This window comes from Micromonospora inyonensis (genome assembly GCF_900091415.1).
Taxonomy (GTDB): Bacteria; Actinomycetota; Actinomycetes; order Mycobacteriales; family Micromonosporaceae; genus Micromonospora; species Micromonospora inyonensis.
This window is the reverse complement of sequence record NZ_FMHU01000002.1, coordinates 1,959,313-1,980,171: the sequence shown is the minus strand read 5'-3', so window position 1 is coordinate 1,980,171 and position 20,859 is coordinate 1,959,313. Positions and strand designations below refer to the sequence as shown.

21 protein-coding genes are annotated in these 20,859 nt (G+C 73.4%); 15 read left to right on the top strand and 6 right to left on the bottom strand.

The annotated features are described in order from the left end of the window. Window positions 1-69: 69 nt before the first annotated feature. The 3 genes from GA0074694_RS33750 (at window position 70) to GA0074694_RS23260 (ending at window position 2,576) form a co-directional block, all read left to right on the top strand. Window positions 70-723, top strand: coding sequence for an MFS transporter (locus GA0074694_RS33750; RefSeq protein WP_281190239.1), 654 nt, complete (start codon window positions 70-72; stop codon window positions 721-723). Between the two features lie 167 nt (window positions 724-890). Next, window positions 891-2,033, top strand: coding sequence for an acyl-CoA dehydrogenase family protein (locus GA0074694_RS23265; protein WP_091461808.1), 1,143 nt, complete (start codon window positions 891-893; stop codon window positions 2,031-2,033). A gap of 102 nt (window positions 2,034-2,135) precedes the next feature. Next, complete coding sequence (locus GA0074694_RS23260) at window positions 2,136-2,576, top strand: Lrp/AsnC family transcriptional regulator (RefSeq protein WP_091461806.1); 441 nt, start codon at window positions 2,136-2,138, stop codon at window positions 2,574-2,576. Between the two features lie 38 nt (window positions 2,577-2,614). Here the strand turns inward: GA0074694_RS23260 and GA0074694_RS23255 are convergent, their stop codons facing one another. After that, window positions 2,615-3,181, bottom strand: a complete 567-nt coding sequence (locus tag GA0074694_RS23255) for a histidine phosphatase family protein (protein WP_091461804.1) — start codon at window positions 3,179-3,181, stop codon at window positions 2,615-2,617. Between the two features lie 167 nt (window positions 3,182-3,348). On the opposite strand from GA0074694_RS23255, the gene GA0074694_RS23250 reads away from it, so the two are divergent. After that, entirely contained in the window at window positions 3,349-3,543 is a 195-nt protein-coding gene (locus GA0074694_RS23250) for a CsbD family protein (protein ID WP_091463772.1), read from the top strand. Between the two features lie 58 nt (window positions 3,544-3,601). Here the strand turns inward: GA0074694_RS23250 and GA0074694_RS23245 are convergent, their stop codons facing one another. After that, window positions 3,602-5,005, bottom strand: a complete 1,404-nt coding sequence (locus GA0074694_RS23245; protein ID WP_091461803.1) for a KamA family radical SAM protein — start codon at window positions 5,003-5,005, stop codon at window positions 3,602-3,604. Window positions 5,006-5,150: 145 nt separating this feature from the next. Here GA0074694_RS23245 and kdd point away from each other — a divergent pair, with 145 nt between their 5' ends. The 6 genes from kdd to GA0074694_RS23215 are packed head-to-tail and all read left to right on the top strand — an operon-like array spanning window position 5,151 to window position 11,819. Then, on the top strand, window positions 5,151-6,212 hold the full coding sequence (kdd, locus tag GA0074694_RS23240) for an L-erythro-3,5-diaminohexanoate dehydrogenase (RefSeq protein WP_091461800.1): 1,062 nt from the start codon (window positions 5,151-5,153) through the stop codon (window positions 6,210-6,212). 4 nt (window positions 6,213-6,216) lie between these two features. After that, the gene (locus tag GA0074694_RS23235) at window positions 6,217-7,788 is read left to right on the top strand and encodes an amidohydrolase (protein WP_091461798.1); all 1,572 of its coding nucleotides are present in this window, start codon (window positions 6,217-6,219) and stop codon (window positions 7,786-7,788) included. Then, the gene (gene kamD, locus GA0074694_RS23230; RefSeq protein ID WP_091461795.1) at window positions 7,785-9,344 is read left to right on the top strand and encodes a lysine 5,6-aminomutase subunit alpha; all 1,560 of its coding nucleotides are present in this window, start codon (window positions 7,785-7,787) and stop codon (window positions 9,342-9,344) included. The genes GA0074694_RS23235 and kamD overlap by 4 nt, the downstream gene beginning before the upstream one ends. After that, window positions 9,341-10,093, top strand: coding sequence for a lysine 5,6-aminomutase subunit beta (gene kamE, locus GA0074694_RS23225; RefSeq protein WP_091461792.1), 753 nt, complete (start codon window positions 9,341-9,343; stop codon window positions 10,091-10,093). The genes kamD and kamE overlap by 4 nt, the downstream gene beginning before the upstream one ends. Then, window positions 10,090-10,482, top strand: coding sequence for a 3-aminobutyryl-CoA ammonia lyase (gene kal, locus GA0074694_RS23220; RefSeq protein ID WP_091461790.1), 393 nt, complete (start codon window positions 10,090-10,092; stop codon window positions 10,480-10,482). Before kamE ends, kal begins: the two co-directional genes overlap by 4 nt. Continuing rightward, window positions 10,479-11,819 carry a glutamate mutase L gene (locus GA0074694_RS23215; protein WP_091461788.1) on the top strand — a complete coding sequence of 447 codons (1,341 nt, stop codon included), beginning with the start codon at window positions 10,479-10,481 and terminating at the stop codon, window positions 11,817-11,819. The genes kal and GA0074694_RS23215 overlap by 4 nt, the downstream gene beginning before the upstream one ends. Before the next feature lie 418 nt (window positions 11,820-12,237). Here GA0074694_RS23215 and GA0074694_RS23210 read toward each other — a convergent pair whose 3' ends face one another. Continuing rightward, the gene (locus GA0074694_RS23210; RefSeq protein WP_091461786.1) at window positions 12,238-12,825 is read right to left on the bottom strand and encodes a helix-turn-helix domain-containing protein; all 588 of its coding nucleotides are present in this window, start codon (window positions 12,823-12,825) and stop codon (window positions 12,238-12,240) included. Between the two features lie 75 nt (window positions 12,826-12,900). On the opposite strand from GA0074694_RS23210, the gene GA0074694_RS23205 reads away from it, so the two are divergent. The 4 genes from GA0074694_RS23205 to GA0074694_RS23190 are packed head-to-tail and all read left to right on the top strand — an operon-like array spanning window position 12,901 to window position 17,524. Then, window positions 12,901-14,478 carry a bifunctional NAD(P)/FAD-dependent oxidoreductase/class I SAM-dependent methyltransferase gene (locus GA0074694_RS23205; protein ID WP_091461783.1) on the top strand — a complete coding sequence of 526 codons (1,578 nt, stop codon included), beginning with the start codon at window positions 12,901-12,903 and terminating at the stop codon, window positions 14,476-14,478. Window positions 14,479-14,534: 56 nt separating this feature from the next. Beyond that, window positions 14,535-16,118, top strand: a complete 1,584-nt coding sequence (lnt, locus tag GA0074694_RS23200; RefSeq protein WP_425413666.1) for an apolipoprotein N-acyltransferase — start codon at window positions 14,535-14,537, stop codon at window positions 16,116-16,118. 51 nt (window positions 16,119-16,169) lie between these two features. Further along, window positions 16,170-16,952 carry a polyprenol monophosphomannose synthase gene (locus tag GA0074694_RS23195; RefSeq protein WP_091461781.1) on the top strand — a complete coding sequence of 261 codons (783 nt, stop codon included), beginning with the start codon at window positions 16,170-16,172 and terminating at the stop codon, window positions 16,950-16,952. A gap of 56 nt (window positions 16,953-17,008) precedes the next feature. After that, a complete protein-coding gene (locus GA0074694_RS23190) occupies window positions 17,009-17,524 on the top strand; it encodes an FxsA family protein (RefSeq protein ID WP_091461778.1) in 516 nt (171 codons plus the stop codon). 64 nt (window positions 17,525-17,588) lie between these two features. Here the strand turns inward: GA0074694_RS23190 and GA0074694_RS23185 are convergent, their stop codons facing one another. Together GA0074694_RS23185 and GA0074694_RS23180 are read right to left on the bottom strand one after the other, a co-directional pair. Then, window positions 17,589-17,930 (bottom strand): RNA polymerase-binding protein RbpA, encoded by a 342-nt coding sequence (locus GA0074694_RS23185; protein ID WP_046564157.1) that lies wholly within the window; start codon window positions 17,928-17,930, stop codon window positions 17,589-17,591. 230 nt (window positions 17,931-18,160) lie between these two features. Then, window positions 18,161-19,297 (bottom strand): hypothetical protein, encoded by a 1,137-nt coding sequence (locus GA0074694_RS23180; RefSeq protein WP_091461775.1) that lies wholly within the window; start codon window positions 19,295-19,297, stop codon window positions 18,161-18,163. A 123-nt stretch (window positions 19,298-19,420) separates the two neighbouring features. On the opposite strand from GA0074694_RS23180, the gene GA0074694_RS23175 reads away from it, so the two are divergent. After that, window positions 19,421-19,900 carry a DnaJ family domain-containing protein gene (locus GA0074694_RS23175; RefSeq protein ID WP_091461773.1) on the top strand — a complete coding sequence of 160 codons (480 nt, stop codon included), beginning with the start codon at window positions 19,421-19,423 and terminating at the stop codon, window positions 19,898-19,900. 21 nt (window positions 19,901-19,921) lie between these two features. Here the strand turns inward: GA0074694_RS23175 and GA0074694_RS23170 are convergent, their stop codons facing one another. Next, window positions 19,922-20,815, bottom strand: coding sequence for an IS982 family transposase (locus GA0074694_RS23170; RefSeq protein ID WP_091461771.1), 894 nt, complete (start codon window positions 20,813-20,815; stop codon window positions 19,922-19,924). Window positions 20,816-20,859 lie beyond the last annotated feature (44 nt).

Below are 20,859 nucleotides of genomic sequence, written 5' to 3'. Positions count from 1 at the left end.
ACCCGGTCGGTCAGGGCGGACCTTGTCGAGGGTCTCCGCTGGCTGGCCGGGCACCGGCTGCTGCGCACCATGGCGGTGCTGATCGGGCTGCTCAACGTTACGCTCACCGCCGCGTTCGCGCTGCTGGTCCTGCTCGCGCGGGATCGGCTCGGCCTCGGGTCGGTCGGCTACGGCGTCCTGCTCACCTGCATGGCCGTCGGCAGCCTGGCCGGCGCGCTGGTCGGTGACCGGCTCATCGCGGCGGTCAGCGCGACCTGGACCATCCGGATCGGGCTGCTCACCGAGGTCGCGCTGCACCTGGCGCTCGCCGTCTCGTCCGACGCGTACGTCGTCGGCGGGGCGCTGGCATTGTTCGGGGTGCACGGGGCGCTGTGGGGGATCGTCGCCAGTTCGCTGCGCCAGCGGCTGACCCCGCCGGAGCTGCTGGGGCGGGTCGGCAGCGCGAACCTGTTCGTCGCGGCCGGCGGGAACTGCGTCGGCGCGCTGCTCGGCGGGGTGCTCGCCGCGCGGTTCGGGCTGACGCCCCGTACTGGGCGGGGTCGTGGTGGCGGTGCTGGTGACGGCGTCGACGTGGCGGGTGTTCGACCGGGCCACGGTCGCCCGGGCGTACGCCGGGCCGCCGGGGGACGGGGAGTCGGGGGACGGGGCCGGTCCGGCGGCCACCGTGCCGGAGGCGGTCGGCCGACCGACCGACCCGAGCGGCCCGAACGAGCGTTAAGCTGACGGCGTGGGCACGCGCGAGGGACATCCGCCGAAGCGGCGGTCCACCGCGCGCCGCGTTCCGGCTCCGCACGGGTCGGGCGTGCTCACGCTGGTCCGCGGCCCGCGCGCCCGCCGCACGGCGGTTGGCGTGTCCGGCTCACCCCCACCCCCACGGAGCGCACCGCACGATGACTGTCGACCGGATCCTCCCCACCGACGAGGCCCACGACCTGTTGGAGCTCGCCACCGACCTCGCCGACCGGGAACTCGCGCCCCGGGCCGCCGACTTCGAGGCACGCGCCGAGTTCCCCCGGGAGGTGCTGCGCACCCTCGGCCGGGCCGGCCTGCTCGGCCTGCCCTACCCCGAGGAGTACGGCGGGGCCGCCCAGCCGTACGAGGTCTACCTCCAGGTGCTGGAGATCCTGGCCAGCCGCTGGCTCGCGGTGGCCGAGGCGGTCAGCGTGCACACCCTGGCCTGTTTCCCGGTCGCCCAGTACGGCAGCGACGAGCTGCGTAAGCGGCTGCCCGACATGCTCGGCGGGGAACTGCTCGGCGCGTACTGCCTCTCCGAGCCGCAGGGCGGGTCGGACGCGGCGTCGCTGACCACCCGGGCGGTCCGCGACGGCGACGAGTACGTCGTCTCCGGGACCAAGGCGTGGATCACCCACGCGCACAGTGCCGACTTCTACAACGTCTTCTGCCGCACCGGCGGGCCGGGCGCGAAGGGTATCTCCTGCCTGCTGGCCGACGCGGGCACCGCGGGGATCACGCCGCAGGCCACCGAGAAGACCATGGGGCTGCGGTCCTCGCCGGTGGCGCAGATCGCCTTCGACGACGCCCGGGTGCCGGCGGAGCGCCTGGTCGGTGGGGAGGGCACCGGCTTCACCATCGCGATGTCCGCGCTGGACTCCGGCCGGCTGGGCATCGCCGCCTGCGCGGTGGGGCTGGCCCAGGGGGCGCTGGACTACGCGGTCGGCTACGCCCGCGAGCGGCAGCAGTTCGGCCGGGCGATCGTCGACTTCCAGGGGTTGGGGTTCATGCTGGCGGAACTGGCCACCCAGATCTCGGCGGCCCGGGCGTTGACCCTGGCGGCGGCCCGGCTGCGCGACACCGGCCGGGCGTACTCGATCGAGGCGGCCAAGGCGAAATTGTTCGCCACGGACGTGGCGATGCGGGTGACCACCGACGCGGTCCAGGTGCTCGGCGGTGCCGGCTACGTCGCCGACCACCCGGTGGAGCGGTACCTGCGGGAGGCCAAGGTGCTCCAGATCGTGGAGGGCACCAACCAGATCCAGCGACTGGTGATCTCCCGCGCCCTGGCCAAGGGCTGACCCGGCCGTCCACTCTGGCGTCCCGCGGTCGGAATGTGACGCGCGGGACGCCGTGGTGGGACGTCGTCGCCCGGAGAGGGTTTTCCCGGTAGGTTGCCCAGCGTGGAGGAGACCGATCGCGCCATCGTCGCCGCCCTGACCGTCGACGGCCGGCTGTCGTACACCGACCTCGCCGAACGGGTGGGGCTGTCGGTGTCCGCCGTGCACCAGCGGGTGCGGCGGCTGGAACAACGCGGCGTGATCAAGGGGTACGCCGCGCAGGTCTCGTTCGAGGCGCTGGACCTGCCGTTGACCGCGTTCGTGGCGATCCGCCCGTTCGACCCGTCCCAGCCGGACGACGCCCCGGAGCGGCTGGCTCACCTGCCGGAGATCGACTCCTGCTACTCGGTGGCGGGGGAGGACTTCTACCTGCTCCTGGTGCGGGTGGCCGGGCCGGTCGACCTGGAGCGCCTGTTGCAGGAGATCCGGACGGCGGCGAACGTCACCACCCGGACGACGGTGGTGCTTTCCACCCCGTACGAGAAGCGGTCGCCGCGCATCTAGGGCCCCGGCGGCCCTGGGCCCGGCGGGCCGAGCCGGGCTCAGCGCCCGTTCCAGGTCAGGATGACCGGTCGTCCGTGCTCGTGGCCGAGGGTGCTGACACTGGCGGTGTCCAGGCGCAGCCGACCGCCGACGGCGGGTGGCTGCCCGATCCACCGGGCGCCGAGCACCCGCAGGGCGTGCGCGTGGGCGACCAGGGCGACGTCGCCGGAGTCGAGCAGGGGAGTGACCCGGGCGAGCACCCGGTCGACGCGTGCGCCGACCTGTTCGGGCGACTCGCCGTCCGGGCAGCCGTCCTGCCAGATGACCCAGTCCGGGCGCTCGGCGCGGATCTCGGCGGTGGTGCGGCCCTCGTAGGCGCCGTAGTGCCACTCGGTCAGGTCGTCGTCGATGTCGTTGACGGTGAGACCGGCGAGTTCGGCGGTGCGCAGCGCCCGTCGCCGGGGGCTGGCCAGCACGGTGACGACGGGGCGGCCGGCGAGCCGGTCGCGCAGCGCGGTGGCCTGTCGCTCGCCGTCCGGGGTCAGCTCCAGGTCGGTGTACGAGGTGTGCCGGCGGCTGGCGCTCCAGGCGGTCTCGCCGTGCCGGATCAGCAGGATCTCTCCCATCCGGCCAGTCAACCACCCGGGCTTGTTCTCCGCCCTCAACCTATCTTCCTAGGATGGCTTACAGGTTGTGCAGCCCACCGCAGATCACGTTTCCCACGACGACCACGGGGCAAGTCCATGGACAGGCCCGACGAGCGGGCCGGGAGCAGCCGGAGGGAGTGGTGGACGTGAGCTTCACCGACAAGGCGAAGAACAAGGCCGACGAGCTGACCGGTGCCGCGAAGGAACGCATCGGCGACGCCACGAACAACGAGCGCCTACGGGCCGAGGGGACCGCGCAGCAGACCGACGCGCGGACCCGTCAGGCCGGTGAGCACGTCAAGGACGCGGGTCGGGACGTGCGGGACGCGTTCACGAAGTGACCACGCCGCACGTCGAAGGGCCCCGGCGGTTGCCGGGGCCCTTCGACGTGGTGGGGGTTCAGTCGTCGACGCGGTGGGTGGTCCACCAGTGCTGCCCGGACTCGGGCAGGGTGTCGATCGGGTCGTAGTAGGCGTAGCGCTTGTCCAGGGCCTCCAGATCGGCCTGCTCGATGGACGTGCGGTAGTTCTTCGTCCAGTACGAGATGCCGCGTTCGCGGTCGTACTCGGTGAGCATGTGCACCCAGCGCTTGCCGACGAAGGGGACGTCGCAGACGATCCGCGGGGTGGCGTAGCCGGGCAGGTAGCCCATGATGTCGTGCTGGAGCTGCTGGGCGTGCCAGACCGGGACCCGCCAGTGCTCGGCGTTGGGGATCATGTCGCACATGTAGAAGTAGTACGGCAGGATTCCGGCCTCGCCCTGGAGGGCGAAGCAGAGGTCGAGCAGGTCGGGTGCGGTGGAGTTGACGCCGCGCATGAGGACGCCCTGGTTGCGGACGTCGCGGACGCCGACGTCGAGGGCGGTCTGGGCGGCCTTGGCGACCAGCGGGGTGAGCGACTGGGCGTGGTTGACGTGGGTGTGGATGGCGAGGTTGACGCCGCGGCGGGCGGCGGTGCGGGCGACCCGTTCGAGTCCTTCGACGACGTCGGGCTGGAGCCAGTGCTGGGGTAGGCCCATGAGGGCCTTGGTGGCGAGCCGGATGTCGCGGATGGTCTCGATCTCCAGCAGGCGCATGAGGTAGGACTCGAGGTTGCGCCAGGGGACGTTGGCGACGTCGCCGCCGGAGACGACGACGTCGCGGACGCCGGGGTGGACCTTGAGGTAGCTGATGTGGGCGTCGTAGCGGTCGACCGGCTTGAGGGTGAGCTTGAGTTTGTCGACGGCGGGGGTGGAGTTGCCGACGAGGTCCATGCGGGTGCAGTGGCCGCAGTACTGCGGGCAGGTGGAGAGCAGTTCGGCGAGGACCTTGGTGGGGTAGCGGTGGGTGAGGCCCTCGGCGACCCACATGTCGTGTTCGTGGAGTGAGTCGCGGCTGGCGTAGGGGTGGGAGGGCCAGTCGGTGCGCCGGTCGGAGGCGACGGGGATCATGTAGCGCCGGATGGGGTCGGCGAGGAACGCCTCGGTGGTCATCGGGGCGAACGGGACCATGGTGTTGAGCATCTGGGGTGGCACCAGCATGGACATGGTGGCCAGGGCGTGCTGGTCGGCGGTGAGGTCGGCGTAGAAGCTTTCGTCGACGGTGTCGCCGAGGACGGTGCGGAGCTGCTTGATGTTCTTGACGCAGTTGACGCGTTGCCACTGGGCGGATTCCCACTGGTCGCGGGTGACGTGGCGCCAGCCGGGGAAGCGGGTCCAGTCGGGTTCGACGAGTGGTGCGCGGCGGTATTCGTAGGGCTGGCCGGCGGAAGGTGGCGCGACCGGGTTGGGACGGGTGGCCGTCGCCAGCGGTTGTGTGGGTGTCACGACCCCTCCTCGGTGCGGTCGGTGCTGCCAGCGACCTCGAAGGCTACTGGAAAATCTGCGGTGGAGAAATTAGTCTGCCGTAAGTTTTCCCGCGACGCGAGTCCCTGACCGGGGGTTCGGGCGGCTGGACAGGGGGAGGGTTGCCGTGACGTCACCGGTGGGTCTGCATCGCGTCGTGGAGCCGGTGGGGGTGCTGCCGCAGGCGGCGTGGCGGTTGGACGCCGCGCGGGAGATCGCGCCGAACGAGGTGCGGATCCGGGTGGAGCGGCTGAACCTGGACGCGGCGAGTTTCCGACAGTTGTCGGAGAAGCACGGTGGGGACGGCGAGAAGGTGCGCGCCGAGGTGCTGGAGATCATTTCCCAGCGCGGGAAGATGCAGAATCCGGTGACCGGGTCGGGTGGGATGTTGATCGGCACGGTCGAGGAGTCGGGGCGGCGGTCGCCGTTGGGGTTGCGGTCGGGGGACCGGGTGGCGACGTTGGTGTCGTTGACGTTGACGCCGCTGGTGGTGACCGACGGTCTGGCCCGGTGGGACGGGCGGAGTGAGCAGGTGCCGTGTGACGGGTGGGCGATCCTGTTCGCGCGGTCGATCGCGGCGGTGTTGCCGGCGGACCTGGATCCGGGGTTGTCGCTTGCCGTGCTGGACGTGTGTGGCGCGCCGGCGTTGACGGCGCGGGTGGTGGCCGAGCAGGTGGCGCGGCGGGAGCGGGACGGTGATCCGCGGGCGGTGACGGTGGCGGTGGTCGGGGGTGCGGGGAAGAGCGGTTCGTTGTCGCTGGCGGCGGCGCGGCGGGCGGGTGCCGGTCGTACGGTCGGGGTGGTGCCGGTGGCGGCGGAGCGGGACGCGTTGGTGGCGGCGGGCCTGGCCACGGAGGTGGTGTTGGCGGACGCGCGGGATCCGGTGGCGTTGTCGTCGGCGGTGACCACGGCGCTGGGGGTGCCGGCGGACGTGACGGTGGTGTGCGTGGACGTGCCGGGGTGTGAGCACGGGGCGGTCCTGGCGACGGCGGACGGCGGGACGGTGGTGTTCTTCTCGATGGCGACGAGTTTCGCGGCGGCGGCGTTGGGGGCGGAGGGTCTGGCGGCGGACGTGACGATGCTGGTGGGGAACGGGTACGTGCCGGGTCACGCGGAGTTGGCGTTGGATCTGGTGCGGTCGGAGCCGGGGGTGCGGGGGCTGTTCGCGGCGCGGTTGGCGGCAGGATAGGGCCATGACGAACCCCTCGACGTTGTACCGCGGTGGTGTCTTGCACTGTCCGGCGGATCCGGGCGCGTCCGCGCTGCTGGTGCGGGATGGTCGGATCGCCTGGTTGGGGTCGGCGGCGGATGCGCCGTCGGCGGACCGGGTGGTGGATCTGGACGGGGCGTTGGTGACGCCGGCGTTCGTGGACGCGCACGTGCACGCGACGGATACGGGTCTGGTGTTGTCCGGGTTGGATCTGTCGGGGGCGCGGTCGGCGGGTGCGGTGTTGGACGCGGTGGCGTCGTTCGCCGCGGGGTTGCCGGGTGACGCGGTGGTGTTGGGGCACGGCTGGGACGAGTCGGGCTGGGTGGACGCGGCGCTGCCGGACGCGGTGGCGTTGGATCGGGCGGCCGGTGGTCGTCGGGTGTATCTGTCGCAGGCGTCGATCCATTCGGCGTTGGTGTCCCAGGCGATGCTGGCGGCGTGTCCGGAGGTGGTGTCGGCGGCGGGGTTCGACGCGTCGGGTTGGGTGCGTCGGGACGCGCATCATGTGGTGCGGGCGGGGGCGTTCGCGTCGGTGTCGCGGGCGCAGCGGGTGGCGGCGCAGCGGGTGGCGTTGGGGCGTGCGGCGTCGTTGGGGATCGCGGCGGTGCACGAGTGCGGTGGTCCGGAGATCTCCGACGAGGAGGATTTCACGGGTCTGCTGGCGCTGTCGGGTGTCGGGGTGCCGGAGGTGTACGGGTACTGGGGTGAGTTGCTGGGTGCGGCGCGGGCCCGGGAGTTGGGGGCGGTGGGTGCCGGGGGTGACCTGTTCGCGGATGGGGCGTTGGGGTCGCGGACGGCGTACGTGTCGGAGCCGTACCGGGATTCGCGGTCGGGGTCGTGTGGGCACGGGTATCTGACGGCGGAGCAGGTGCGTGACCATTTGTTGGACTGTGCGGCGCACGGGGTGCAGGGCGGGTTCCACGCGATCGGTGACGCGGCGATCGGCACGGTGGTGGCGGGGTTCGCGGGGGCGGCGGAGCGGCTGGGTGTGGATCGGTTGCGGGCGGCCCGGCATCGGGTGGAGCACGCGGAGATCATGAGTCGGCGGTTGATCGCCGGGTTCGTGGAGTTCGGGATCGTGGCGTCGATGCAGCCGGCGTTCGACCGGTTGTGGGGTGGCGTGGGGCGGATGTACGAGTCGCGGTTGGGTGTGGACCGGTCGTTGGCGTCGAATCCGATGGGTGCGATGCATTCGGTGGGGGTGGCGTTGGCGTTCGGGTCGGATTCGCCGGTGACGCCGTTGGATCCGTGGGGGTCGGTGCGGGCGGCGGCGGCGCATCACAATCCGGCGCAGCGGATGAGTGTGCGGGCGGCGTTCGCGGCGCACACGCGGGGTGGTTGGCGGGCGGTGGGCCTGGACAGCGAGGGTGTGTTGGCGTTGGGTGCGCCGGCGACGTTCGCGGTGTGGTCGACGCCGGCGGGTGTGGAGCGTGGGTTGCCGGTGGTGCAGGCGGAGGATCCGGAGTTGCGGGGGCCGGGGGATCAGACGCCGTTGCCGGTGTGTCGGCGCACGGTGCTGCGCGGCGAGGTGATCTATGAGGAAGGGTCGTCGTGACGGGAAAGCTTGACCTCGATCCGCAGTTGGTGGCGCGGGCGCGGGAGTTGGCGCGTCGTGCCGGGCAGCCGGTGGTGGAGTTGGCGCGCAGCCACACGACGGTGTCGGTGGAGCGGGCGGTGTTGCGGCTGGCGGGGGTGTCCGGTGCGGATCCGGACGGTATTCCGTGGGTGAACCGTCTGGTGGACGCGGTGGTGGCGGATGTGGGGTTGGGGCGCGGGGTGGCGGTGCCGGTGTTCGACGCCCTGGTGCGGGAGCAGATCGCTGATGTGACGTTGCTGGCGCAGAAAGCGGCGGCGGGTTCGGTGCGGTTCGTGGTGCCGTCGGGGCGGGCGGCGACGGTGGCGCGGCGGGCGGCGCGGCGGGCGGTGGGGGCGGGGATCCGGCGGATCGACCGGCGGCGCGTGGAGCGGGAGCGGCTGGTCGGGCGGTACGGGGATCCGGCGCGTCGGCCGTGGATCTATCTGATCGTGGCGACGGGGGACATCTACGAGGACATTCCGCAGGCGCAGGCGGCGGCGCGGGCGGGTGCGGACGTGATCGCGGTGATCCGGTCGACGGGGCAGTCGTTGTTGGACTACGTGCCGGAGGGTGCGACGCGGGAGGGGTTCGCGGGGACGTACGCGACGCAGGAGAACTTCCGGTTGATGCGGGCGGCGTTGGATGAGTCGTCGCGGGAGTTGGGCCGGTACATCCGGTTGACGAATTACGCGTCGGGGTTGTGTATGCCGGAGATGGCGACCCTGGCGGGTCTGGAGCGTCTGGACATGATGCTCAACGATTCGATGTACGGGATTCTGTTCCGCGACATCAATCCGGTGCGGACGTTCGTCGATCAGCGGTTCTCCCGGCAGGTGCACGCACGGGCGGGGATCATCATCAACACCGGTGAGGACAACTATCTGACCACGGCGGACGCGGTGGACGAGGCGCACACGGTGACGGTGTCGCAGTTGTTGAACGAGTTCTTCGCGCACGAGGCGGGTCTGGCGGACTGGCAGTTGGGTCTGGGGCACGCGTTCGAGATCAATCCGGATGTGCCGGAGTCGTTGCGGTTGGAGTTGGCGCACGCGTTGTTGGCGCGGGAGTTGTTCCCGGACGCGCCGTTGAAGTGGATGCCGCCGACGAAGCACATGACGGGGGACGTGTTCCGGGGGAACCTGTTGGACGGGTTCTTCAATCTGGTGGGGACGCTGACGGGGCAGGGGATCCTGCTGGTGGGGATGATGACCGAGGCGGTGGTGACGCCGTGGTTGTCGGATCGGGACATCGCGTTGCAGAACGTGCGGTACGTGTTGGGTGCGGCGGGCGGTTTGCGCGAGGATTTCGTGCCGGCGTCGGGTGGGTTCATCCAGCAGCGGGCGCACCGGGTGCTCGGTGAGGCGGTGGAGTTGTTGGAGCGGATCGGTGAGCAGTCGTTGTTGACGGCGATCGCCGAGGGCACGTTCGGCATCATGAAGCGTCCCGCGGATCGGGGTAAGGGTCTCGATGGGGTGGCCGCGCACGAGGCGGACTACTACAACCCGGCGACGGACATCCTGGAGCAGCCGGCATGAGCGGGAAGACGGTCGTGCGGCCGTACGGGGACACCACCGGTGACGGGATGGTGCAGGTGTCGTTCACGTTGCCGGTGCCGCACGACAAGCGGGCCGAGGGCGCGGCGATCCAGTTGGCGAACAAGATGGGCATCGATCCGGCGATGCTGGTGCACGCGAAGCAGATGGGTGACGGGTTCACGTTCTTCGTGGTGTACGGGCGGGTGAACCATCTGGTGGACGTCTCGGCGGTGCAGGTGGTGGAGCGGGATTTCCCGCTGCTGAGCGCCAAGGAGGTCAACGCGGTGGTGAAGCGGCGGTTGCGGCGGAAGCTGTCGGTGGTGGGGGCGTGTATCGGCACGGACGCGCACACGGTGGGCATCGACGCGATCCTGAACGTGAAGGGCATCGCGGGGGAGAAGGGCCTGGAGTACTACCGGGAGTTGAAGGTCACGAATCTGGGTGCGCAGGTGAGTGTGCCGGAGCTGGTGGAGGCGGCCCGGGTGGAGCGGGCGGACGCGGTGCTGGTGTCGCAGGTGGTGACGCAGCGGGACGCGCATCTGCACAACACGCGGGAGATGTCGGCGGCGTTCCGGGAGGCGATGCCGGCGGGTCGGCGTCCGCTGCTGGTGGTGGGTGGGCCGCGGTTCGACGAGTCGATGGCCGCCGAGTTGGGGGTGGACCGGATCTTCGGTCGGGGCACCACGCCGGGTGAGGTGGCGAGTTTTCTGGTGCACGCCTTGGTGCCGGAGAAGAGGGCGGGAGCATGAGTGATTCGCGGGTCGGGTTGACGGTGACGCACCGCCGGTATGTGCCGTACTCGCATGCCCACTATGCGGGGAACCTGGTGGACGGGGCGTACGCGTTGGGGTTGTTCGGGGATGTGGCGACGGAGGTGTGTATCCGCACGGACGGCGACGAGGGGTTGTTCGCCTCGTACTCGGACGTGCAGTTCCGGGCTCCGATGCGGGCGGGGGACGTGTTGGAGGTGTCGGCGACGGTGACCCGGGTGGGGACGCGTAGCCGGACGATCGACTTCGAGGCGCGGGTGGTGTGTCGGGGTCGGCCGGATCGGGGTGGGTCGGCGGCGGAGGTGCTCGCGGAGCCGGTGGTGGCGGTGACGGCGACGGGCACGGTGGTCGTGCCGGCGGCGGCGTGAGTCTGGCCGTCTGCGCCGACGTGGGGTCCACGTGGACGAAGGTCGCGGTGGTGGATCTCGATGGTGGGCTGGTGGTGGGGTCGGCGGCGGCGCCGACGACGGCGGGCACGGATGTGCTGCACGGTCTGGACGCGGCGGTGGCGGCGGCCACCGCCGGGCTGGATGGTGCGGGGCGTGCGCCGTGGTATGTGTGTTCGTCGGCCGGTGGTGGGTTGCGGCTGGCGGTGGTGGGTTACGAGCCGCTCGTGACGGCGCAGGCGGGCCGGCGGGTGGGGTTGTCGGCTGGGGCGCACGTGGTGCATGTGGCGGCGGGGCGGCTCGGTGGGGCGGGCGTGGCGGCGTTGCGGGCGGCCCGCCCGGATGTGGTGCTGCTGGTCGGGGGCACCGACGGTGGGGACGCGGAGACGGTGACCCGCAACGCGACGCGGTTGGCGCGGGCGCGGTGGCGGGTGCCGGTGGTGGTGGCCGGGAACGCCGACGTGCGCGGTGAGGTGTGCGCGCTGCTGGCCGGGGCGGGGGTGCCGGTGACGGCGGCGGAGAACGTGCTGCCGCGCATCGGGGTGTTGGCGCCGGTGTCGGCGCGGGCGGCGATCCGGGAGGTGTTCCTGCGGCACGTGATCGGCGGGAAGCGCCTGTCGCGGGGGCCGCGGTTCGCGCGGCTGGTGCGGGCGGCGACGCCGGACGCGGTGTTGACGGGGGTGGAGGTGCTCGCCGACACGGTCGGCGGTGACCTGGTGGTGGTGGACGTCGGTGGGGCCACCACGGACGTGTACTCGGTGTTGACGCCGGACGAGCGGGCCGACGGGCCGGGCCGGGAGGTGGCGGGGTCGTTGTGGCGGGCGCGGACGGTGGAGGGGGACCTGGGGATGCGGTGGAGCGCCCCGGGGGTGGTGCGGGCGGCCGTGGAGGAACGGCTGCTCGACGCGGCCGGTGAGGAGGAGCTGTCGGCGGCCGCGGCGGCGCGGGCCGCCGATCCGGGGTTCCTGCCGTCCACGGGGGCCCAGCGGGCGGCCGACGGGCGGATCGCGGCCCTGGCGGCGACGGTGGCGGTGCGGCGGCACGCGCGGGGCGCGGCGACCGGGGAGCGGGCGGGGCGGGATCTGCGGGACGTGCGGCTGCTGGTCGGTTCGGGTGGGGTGTTGCGGCATGCGCCGGCGGGGGAGGCGGCCGGGGTGTTGGCGGCGGTGCTGGCCGACCACGCGGGCGGGTGGGCGGTGCCGAGGGCGGCGCGGGCGGTGGTGGACGGGGCGTACGTGCTGGCCGCTGCCGGGTTGCTGGCCGGTGAGCATCCGCAGGTGGCGCGGGCGGTGCTGGGTCGGCATCTGGTCGTGGGCTGACCGTTCGGGTGGCCGGTGAACGTCGCGGAAACGGCGACTCGCCGGGGCGACACGCCGGGCGACTGGCCGGGGCGGGTTGACAGTCCCCGGGGGGTGGCACGTACCGTCTTTGAGTCCTACTACGGGGAAGCGGCTGTTGTTCGCTTCGTCCCTTCGTCCGCTGGCCGAGTGACCAGGATGGGTTGCGGCGGCCAGGTCCAGCGGGCGGGGGTCGGCGGGGCGGCGCGAACCGGCCGCGGTTACCGGTGTACGGGCAGGGTGAGGTGCACGGCCAGTAGACAACGGCCCGACGGGGGCAGCCAGTCCACCGTCCGGTCGGTCCGAAGGTCGGCGTGCCTGATCTTCGCCCCACCGGCCGGGGAGGGCCTGGGAGCATCGGGGCGCGGCGGTTGCCGCGCCCCGATTTTCGTGCCCGGGGTCAGCGGGACGTGGTGGGGTGGGCGCGCACGTGCAGCCGTTCGCCCTGCGGCCCGAACAGGTTGAGGATCTCCGCCGGCTGCGGGTCGGGGTTGGCGACGGCGTGCGGCACCCGGGTGTCGAACTCGGCGACCTCTCCGGGGGTGAGGATCAGGTCGTGGTCGCCGAGGATCAGCCGGACGCGGCCGGAGAGCACGTACAGCCATTCGTAGCCTTCGTGGGTCTTCGGCTGCGGGTCGGCGGGGGTGTGCGGTGGGATGATCTGTTTGAACGCCTGGGGGCCGCCGGGGCGGCGGGTCAGCGGCAGGAACGTCATGCCGTGGCGCACGATCGGGCGGGGGTGTACGCGCGGGTCGGTGGTGGGGGGTGCGCCGACGAGGTCGTCGAGGGGCACCTGGTGGGCGCGGGCGAGGGGGAGCAGCAGTTCCAGGGTGGGGCGGCGCTGCCCGGACTCCAGCCGGGACAGGGTGCTGACGGAGATGCCGGTGGTCTGTGCCAGTTGGGTCAGGGTGGTGCCGCGTCGGGTGCGTAGGGCCCGGAGCCGGGGGCCGACGCCGGCTAGGACCGCCGCCTCGTCATCGTTTGCCATACCGGCAAAGATAGTTGCCGTCGGGGGGTGGGTGGGCGCACCGTTGCGGTCGACGACGACAGACAGGGGCGCGGGATGGACGACAGGTACGACGTGGTGGTCATCGGTGGCGGTGCGGCCGGGCTCGCCGGGGCGGTGGCCCTGGCCCGGGCCCGCCGGTCGGTGCTGGTGGTCGACGCGGGCCGGCCGCGCAACGCCCCGGCCGGTGGGGTGCACAACCACCTCGGCCGGGAGGGCGTCGCCCCGGCGGAGCTGCTCGCGTCGGCCCGCGCCGACGTCACCGGCTACGGCGGGCACGTCGTCGACGCGACGGTCACCGCCGTCGACCGGGACGACGACGGGTTCGCGGTCGCTCTCGCCGACGGGGGGCGGACGCGGGCACGGCGGCTGCTGGTGGCCACCGGTGGCGTCGACGCGCTGGCGGACGTGCCCGGCCTGGCCGACCGGTGGGGGCGCGACGTGCTGCACTGCCCGTACTGCCACGGGTGGGAGGTCCGCGACCGGCGCATCGGGGTCATCGCCGACGGACCGCTGGGGGTGCGGCAGGCGCTGCTGTGGCGGCAGTGGACCCCGCACGTGCTGCTGCTGCGTCACCATGGCGACGCGCCCGACCCGGCGCAGGCCGAGCAGTTGGCCGCCCGGGGTGTCACCGTCGTCGACGGGCCGGTCACCGGAGTGGTCGTCGACGACGACCTGCTCACCGGGGTCCGCCTCGCCGATGGTGGGCTGGTGCGCGTCGACGCGCTGGTGGTGGCGACCCGGGTGGCCGCCCGGGTCGACGCGCTGGCCCCGCTCGGGCTGACCCCGGTCGACGTCGACCACGAGGGGCAGCTCGTCGGCACCCGGATCCCCGCCGACGCGGTCGGGGCCACCGACGTGCCCGGGGTGTGGGTGGCCGGGAACGCCACCGCCGTGGCCGCGACGGTCGTCGTGTCCGCCGCGCAGGGCGTGACCGCCGCCGGGGCGATCAACGCCGACCTGGTCGCCGAGGACACCGCCCACGCCGTCGAGGCGTACCGGCACGACCTGGCGACCATGTTCGAGCAGGACGCCTGGGAGGAGCGGTACCGGTCCCGGCCGGCGGTGTGGAGCGGCAACCCGAACCCGCAGTTGGTCGCCGAGGCCGCCGACCTGCCACCGGGGCGGGCCCTGGACGTCGGCTGCGGGGAGGGCGCCGACGCGGTGTGGCTGGCCCGCCGGGGTTGGCAGGTCACCGCCGTGGACATCGCCCCCACCGCGGTGGACCGCACCGCCGCGCACTCCGCTGACGCGGGCGTCGCCGACCGGGTCACCGCCCGCCACGCGGACCTGCGCGTCGAGGCGCCCGAGGCGGGCGCCTACCAGCTGGTGTCGGCGCAGTTCATGCATCTGCCGGCCGGGCAGTGGCGGGACCTGGTGGCCCGGCTGGCCGACGCGGTGGCCCCCGGCGGCACCCTGCTCGTCGTCGGTCACCACCCCTTGGACCTGCGCACCACGGCCCGGCGGATGCACTTCCCCGAGTTGATGTTCACCGCCGAACAGGCTGCCGAACTGCTCGACGCGGCCCGCTGGCGGGTCCGCGTCGCGCAGGCCCGGCCGCGTGCCGCCGTGGACCCCGACGGTCGGGACGTCACCGTCCACGACGCCGTCCTCGTCGCCCACCGGCTGCCCTGAGGCGTCGCGGTGGCCGGCGGGTAACCTTCGGCGGTGTGATCGAGGGTGAGGTGCCGGTGACGACGCTCAACGAGGTACGCCCCGCCGCCGCCGGCACGCCGCCGTCGCCGCGTCCGCTGCCCCTGGCGGCGGCCGTGGCGCTGGCGGTGGTGGCCGGGTTGGCGCTGCTGGCGGCGTTCCCCCCGTACGGGTGGTGGCCCCTCGCCGCGGTCGGGGTGGCGGCCCTCGCCGCGGCGGCGCACCGGCGGCGGGCCCGCGCCGGCGCGGCCCTGGGTTTCCTCACCGGGGTGACCCTGTTCGCGCCGCTGCTGGCCTGGACGAACCTGCACACCGGCTACCTGCCGTGGGTGCTGCTGAGCCTTTCCCAGGCCGCCTACATGGCGTTGCTCGGCGCGGCCACCGCCTACGTGTCCCCGCTGGTGGACCGGCGGCGGGCGCTGTGGCCGGTGGCCACGGCGCTGCTGTGGGTGGGGCAGGAGGCGCTGCGCGACCGTACCCCGTTCGGTGGGTTCCCGTGGGGGCGGCTGGCGTTCAGCCAGGGCGACTCGCCGCTGCTGCGGCTGGCCGGGCTCGGCGGTGCCCCGCTGGTCACCGTCGCCGTCGCGCTCGCCGGTGGGCTGCTGGCGACCCTGTCGTGGCGGTCGTGGCGGCGGCCCCGCCCGCACACCGTCGCGCCGGCCGTGGGCCTGGCCGCCGTCGTCGCCGCCGCCCTGGCCGTCCCGGTGGGGGTGCGGGGCGGCGGCGAGCAGGTCACCGTGGCGATCGTGCAGGGCAACGTGCCCCGCCTCGGGTTGGACTTCAACGCCCAACGGCAGGCGGTGCTCGACAACCACGTCGAGGCCACCCTCGGTTTGGCCCGGCAGGTCACCGCCGGGCAGGCCCGCCGCCCCGACCTGGTGGTGTGGCCGGAGAACTCCAGCGACATCGACCCGCTGCGCGACACCACGGCGGGGGCGCGGATCTCCCGGGCCGCCGACACGATCGGCGCGCCCATCCTCGTCGGGGCGGTGCTGCGTGGCCCCGGCGAGGGGCAGGTGCGCAACGCGGGGCTGCTGTGGCGGCCAGGCAGCGGTCCCGACACCGGGCAGTTGTACACCAAACGGCACCCGGTGCCGTTCGCCGAGTACGTGCCCATGCGGAACCTGGCGCGGATGGTCAGCAAGCAGGTCGACCGGATCCGGGCGGACTTCGTGCCCGGTGACACGCCGGGTGTGCTGCGCACCGGTGACGCGGTCCTCGGTGACGTGATCTGCTTCGAGGTCGCCTACGACGGGCTGGTCCGTGACACGGTCACCGGCGGCGCGGAGCTGCTGGTGGTGCAGACCAACAACGCGACGTTCGACGAATCCGAGGCGTTGCAGCAGATGGCGATGGTCCGGTTGCGGGCCGTCGAGCACGGCCGGGGCGCGTTGATGGCCTCCACGGTCGGGGTGTCCGGGTTCGTGTCCCCCGACGGGCGGGTAGACGGGGCCACCGGGTTCAACACCGGCGCGGTGGTGGTCCGGCAGATACGGCTCGGTACCGGGTCGACCCCGGCCACCCGGATGGGCGTGTGGCCGGAGGTGGCGCTGCTGGTGGCCGCCGGTCTCGTCCTGGCCGGCGCGGCCGTGCGGCGACGCCGGCCGGTGCCGCCCGGGTAGAACCGCACGACGACCGGTCCGGACGGGCCGGCGCGACCGGGGGAGGTCCAGGTGGGCGAGCAGACCGGCCGGACGGTCGGACGTCCGGACGTGGGGCGGGTACTGGTGGTGGTGCCCACCTACAACGAAGCCGACAACCTCGCCGGGATCGTCGACCGGGTCCACCGGCACGCGCCCGGAGTGGACGTGCTGGTCGCCGACGACAACAGCCCCGACGGCACGGGGGCGCTCGCCGACGGGCTGGCCCGCGTCGACCCCCGGGTGCACGTGCTGCACCGCGAGGGCAAGGCGGGACTCGGCGCGGCGTACCTGGCGGGATTCGCGTGGGCGCGGCGGCGCGGCTACGACGCGGTCGTGGAGATGGACGCCGACGGGTCGCACGCCCCGGAGGACCTGCCGACGCTGCTGGACGCCGCCCGCGACGCCGACGTGGTCATCGGGTCCCGGTGGCAACGCGGCGCGCGGGTCCTGAACTGGCCGTGGCGGCGGCTGCTGCTGTCGCGCGGCGGGAACTGGTACGCCCGGTGGGCCCTCGGGGTGCCCGTCTCCGACGCGACCGGCGGCTACCGGGTGTACCGGCTGCGCGCCCTCGACGCCGTCGACCTGGACCGGGTGTGTTCGCGGGGCTACTCGTTCCAGGTGGAGTTGTCGCGGCTGCTGCATCGGGCCGGAGCGCGGATGGTGGAGGTGCCGATCACGTTCGCCGAGCGGGAACGCGGATCGAGCAAGATGAGCCCGTGGATCGTGCTGGAGGCGTTGTGGCGGATCACCCTGTGGGGGTTGCAGGACCGGCGGCGCGGACGGCGGCGGCCGGTCGCGGGCCGGTGGCCGTGACCGGTGCCCGTGGCATCCTTGACCGGGGAAGCGTCGCCGACGTCGGATGAGGTGTGATGCGCCGGACGTGGAGGTTCGTACCGCTGGGGTTGCTGGCCGGGCTGGCCGCCGAGGTCGCGGTGTTCGTGCTGGTCGGCGAGGCGATCGGGTTCGCCTCGGCGGTGCTGGTGGTGTTCGCCGTGTCGCTGGTGGGTCTGCTGCTGCTGCGCCGGGAGGGCATGCGCGCCTGGCGGGGCTTCCGGGCCAGCGTCGAGTCGCACCAGCCACCCGGCCGGCAGTTGACCGACGGGCTCGTCGGCCTGGCCGGTGCGCTGCTGCTGGCCGTGCCGGGCCTGGTCAGCGGTGTGGTGGGGGTGGCGTTGCTGGTGCCGCCGCTGCGCCGGCTCGCCGGCGCGGGCGTGCAGCGGGCCACGGAACGGCGGGTGTCGTCGATGGTCGCCGGTGACCTGTTCGGTCCCCGCCGGGTGCGGGTGTACCGGGGTGCGACGCCGCCGACCGAACCGGGCCCGCCCCGGCCGGGCGTCGACCCGGCCGCCGCGATCGAGGGAGAGATCGTCGAACCGGGCCGGTGAAGCCCCCTGACTCCACGACGGGCCCCCGGGACGGAGATCCGTCCCGGGGGCCCGTCGTGGATGGTCAGGCGCGACCGCGGCGGGTGCGGACCTCCTGAAGCCGCTCGGCGAGGATGTCCTCCAGCTCGGCGATCGACCGGCGCTCCAGCAGCATGTCCCAGTGGGTGCGCGGCGGCTTGGCCTTCTTCTGCTCGGGCTCGCTGCCGTCGACCAGCCGGGCGACGCTGCCGTCGAACTTGCACTCCCAGGTGGTCGGCACCTCGGCGTCGACGGCGAACGGCACCTCGAACTGGTGGCCCTTGGCGCAGAGGTACTCGCGGGTCTGACGCGGCGCGAGCTCCGTGTTGCGGTCGGACTCGTAGCTGACCGCGCCCAGACGGCTACCACGCAGCATACGCTCGCCCATGTTCGACTTCCCCTCGTTGGTGGTGCTGGTCTTCTCGGTGTAACGGCCCGCCGTCGCCGGGGCATTCCCCGGTGACGCGGCCACGCCCGGCGGGCGAGCCACGCCGGTCCCCCGGCGGGCACCGCCGGCCGGGTGGGAAACGGTGGAGTGTGCTGGCTGTCACCTGTATGGTACCCGGCCCGTTCCGGTGGCCCTCGACGGTGACCGATACGCGGGCCGGCCGGGGCTGGTCAGCGCGGTGTCGCCGACCCCAGCCGGGCCAGTGCCGTGGCCAGGTCGCTGACCTGGTCGGCCAGCTGGGCGGCGCGGGTCACCGCCGCGTCCCGGTCGGTTTCGGCCGCACGCAACCGTACGGTCAGCTCCGCCAGGCGGGCCTCGGCGGTGGCTGCCGCCTGGCGGGCGTCGGCCACGTCGGTGGTGAGCCGGTCCCGGTGGGCGGCGAGGGCGGCGATCTCCTCCCGGGCCCGTCGCGCCGTGGCGGCGCTCTCGGCGCGGGCGGCGTCGGCGTCGACGCGGGCCGCTTCCGCCGACCGGGTCGCCTCGGCGGCCTCCCGGCGGGCGGCCTGCGCCTCGGCGCGGGCCCGTTCGGCGGCGGCACGGTGCGCGTCGGCGTCCCGACCGGCGGCGTCGGCGGTGGCCTGCGCCCGGTCGGCGCGGGCGACCGCGTCGGCGGCGGCCGAGGCGGCCCGGTCGGCGTCGGTGCGGGCGGTGTCCCGCTCGGCGGTCACCTCGGCGACGCGACGGCGTTCGGTGTCCCGTTCCGCGCGGACGGTCCGCAGGTCGTGGCGGGCCGCGTCCCGGTCCCGTTCGGCCTGCACCCGCAGCGCCTCGGCGGCGCTGGCCGTCCGGTGCGCGGCGTCGCGGGCCGTCTCGGCGTCCGCGGCCCGGTCGGCGGACCGCGCGGCGTCCTCGGCGTGCCGGGTCGCGTCCGCGCGCGCGGCGTCCCGCTGGGCGACGGCGTCCTCGGCGGCCCGGCGGGCGGCCACCTCGGCGGCCCGCGCGTCCTCGGCGGCGCGGCGTGCCTCATCGCGCTCGGTGTGGGCCTGCGCCACCTGCCCGGCCGCCTCCGCGCGGACCTGGGCGAGCTGCCGTTCCACCCCCACCGGGGACAGCTCGGCGTGCAGCGTCTCGGTCAGGGAGTCCACGAGCTGGTCGAGGCGGTCCACCGCCTCCCAGGTCCGGGCCACCTGGCCGGCGAGGCCGGGGGCGTTGCGGTGGCGCATCCGGCTGTTGCGCGACGCGCGTTGGCAGGCGCCGTCGTTGTCACGGCAGTACCGGAACGGACGGCCCGCGCCGGCGCGTTGCGGCACGTCCCGGCCGCAGTGCGCGCAGGGGCGGGTGTCGACGGGGGTGGCCTGGTCGTCCATCGAGGGCGAAGTCTAGGGCACGCGCGGCGGCCCCCGGCCGGTGTGCGGCCCGCCGGGGTGGGAACGTCCCCGCCCGGTGGGGCATCCTGGTGGCGGGTGTCGACGACACGGGGAGGTTCCGGCATGACCTACGCCTGGGAGGCGGCGGCCGAGGCGCAGATCCGCGCCGCCGTGGAACGCGGCGAGTTCGACAACCTGCCCGGCGCGGGCCGGCCCATTCCCGGCCGGGACCTGCCGTACGACGAACAGTGGTGGATCAAGGGACTGCTGGAGCGGGAGAAGATCCCCACCGAGGCGCTCCTGCCCACCCCCCTGCTGCTGCGCAGGCGCGTCGAGCGGCTGCCCGACGAGGTCCGGGACGTGCCCACCGAGGCGGCGGTGCGGGCGTACGCGCAGGAGCTGAACACGCAGATCGTGGCGTGGCTGCGGACGCCGACCGGGCCTCGGGTGGTGGTCCGGCCGGTCGACGTCGACGCGGTGGTGCGGCAGTGGCGGGCGGCCCGCTCCCGGCTGGTGCCGGCCGGCGACCCCCCTGCCGCCGCAGCGGTGTCCGACCGGCCCACGCGGCGACGCCGCTGGTGGCGCCGCACGCCCCGGCCCTAGACGAGTAGTTCCGAAACCCGGTCAGCGGTCGTAAGCGATCAGTGACCGGGTGACGGGGGCGCCGGTCTTGTTGTTGTGCCAGATCGCGGCGGCCATGGCGAGCAGGCGTTGGGCGACACGGACAGCAACACCGGCGAAGGTCCGTCCGCCGTGTTGTTCCAGGTCAAGCTGACCCTTGAGGGTGTCGTTGACCGACTCGATCAGTTGTCGGACCTTCTTGAGCATCGGCTCGCCGTAGCGGGCCTTCTCCCGCTTGCGCGACGGGCGCAGCAGTTCGATGCCCTGCTCGGCCAACTGCCGCTCGAACGGCTTGGAGGCGAAGCCCTTGTCGCTGATCAGCAGGATCCCGTCGTGCTCGGCGACCACGCCGGCCTCGACGTCCAGCATCGCGGCGAGGACCTCGCGTTCGCCGATCTTCGGGTTGGCCAGGGCCCACAGGATCGGCATGCCGGTCGGGGTGCACACCAGGTAGAGCCGCAGGCCCCAGAAGAAGCGGGAGTGTGAGGCGCAGTAGCCGTATCCGGCCCAGCCGGCCAGGTCGGAGCGTTGCACGGTGGGGCGGGACATACCGCAGGGTATCGGCGTGGAGTCGACGATCCAGTGGTTGTCGAACCAGAAGTCACTGTCGCGGGCCAGGTCCCGGATCGCCTTCTTGATCAGTGGGAGGGCGGCGCGGAGCCGTTTGTTGTAGCCCGATCGCTGCGGCAGGTAGGGGAACATGCCGGCCAGGTGGATACGGGCGTAGCGGATCCAGTGGGCCTCCGAACGGGCACCGAGCAGGACCTGCGCCACGGCCAGGCAGACCAGCTCGGAGTCGGTGAGCAGCGGTGGCCGGCCTCGCCACCGGGGCGTCCGGATGGTGTCGTCGATCTTCACGTAGAGTGCGGTCAAGAGGGTGTCCAAATCTTGCGTCACAACACGATCTTGGACGCCCTCTCTTCATGCCCAGACATCGACCT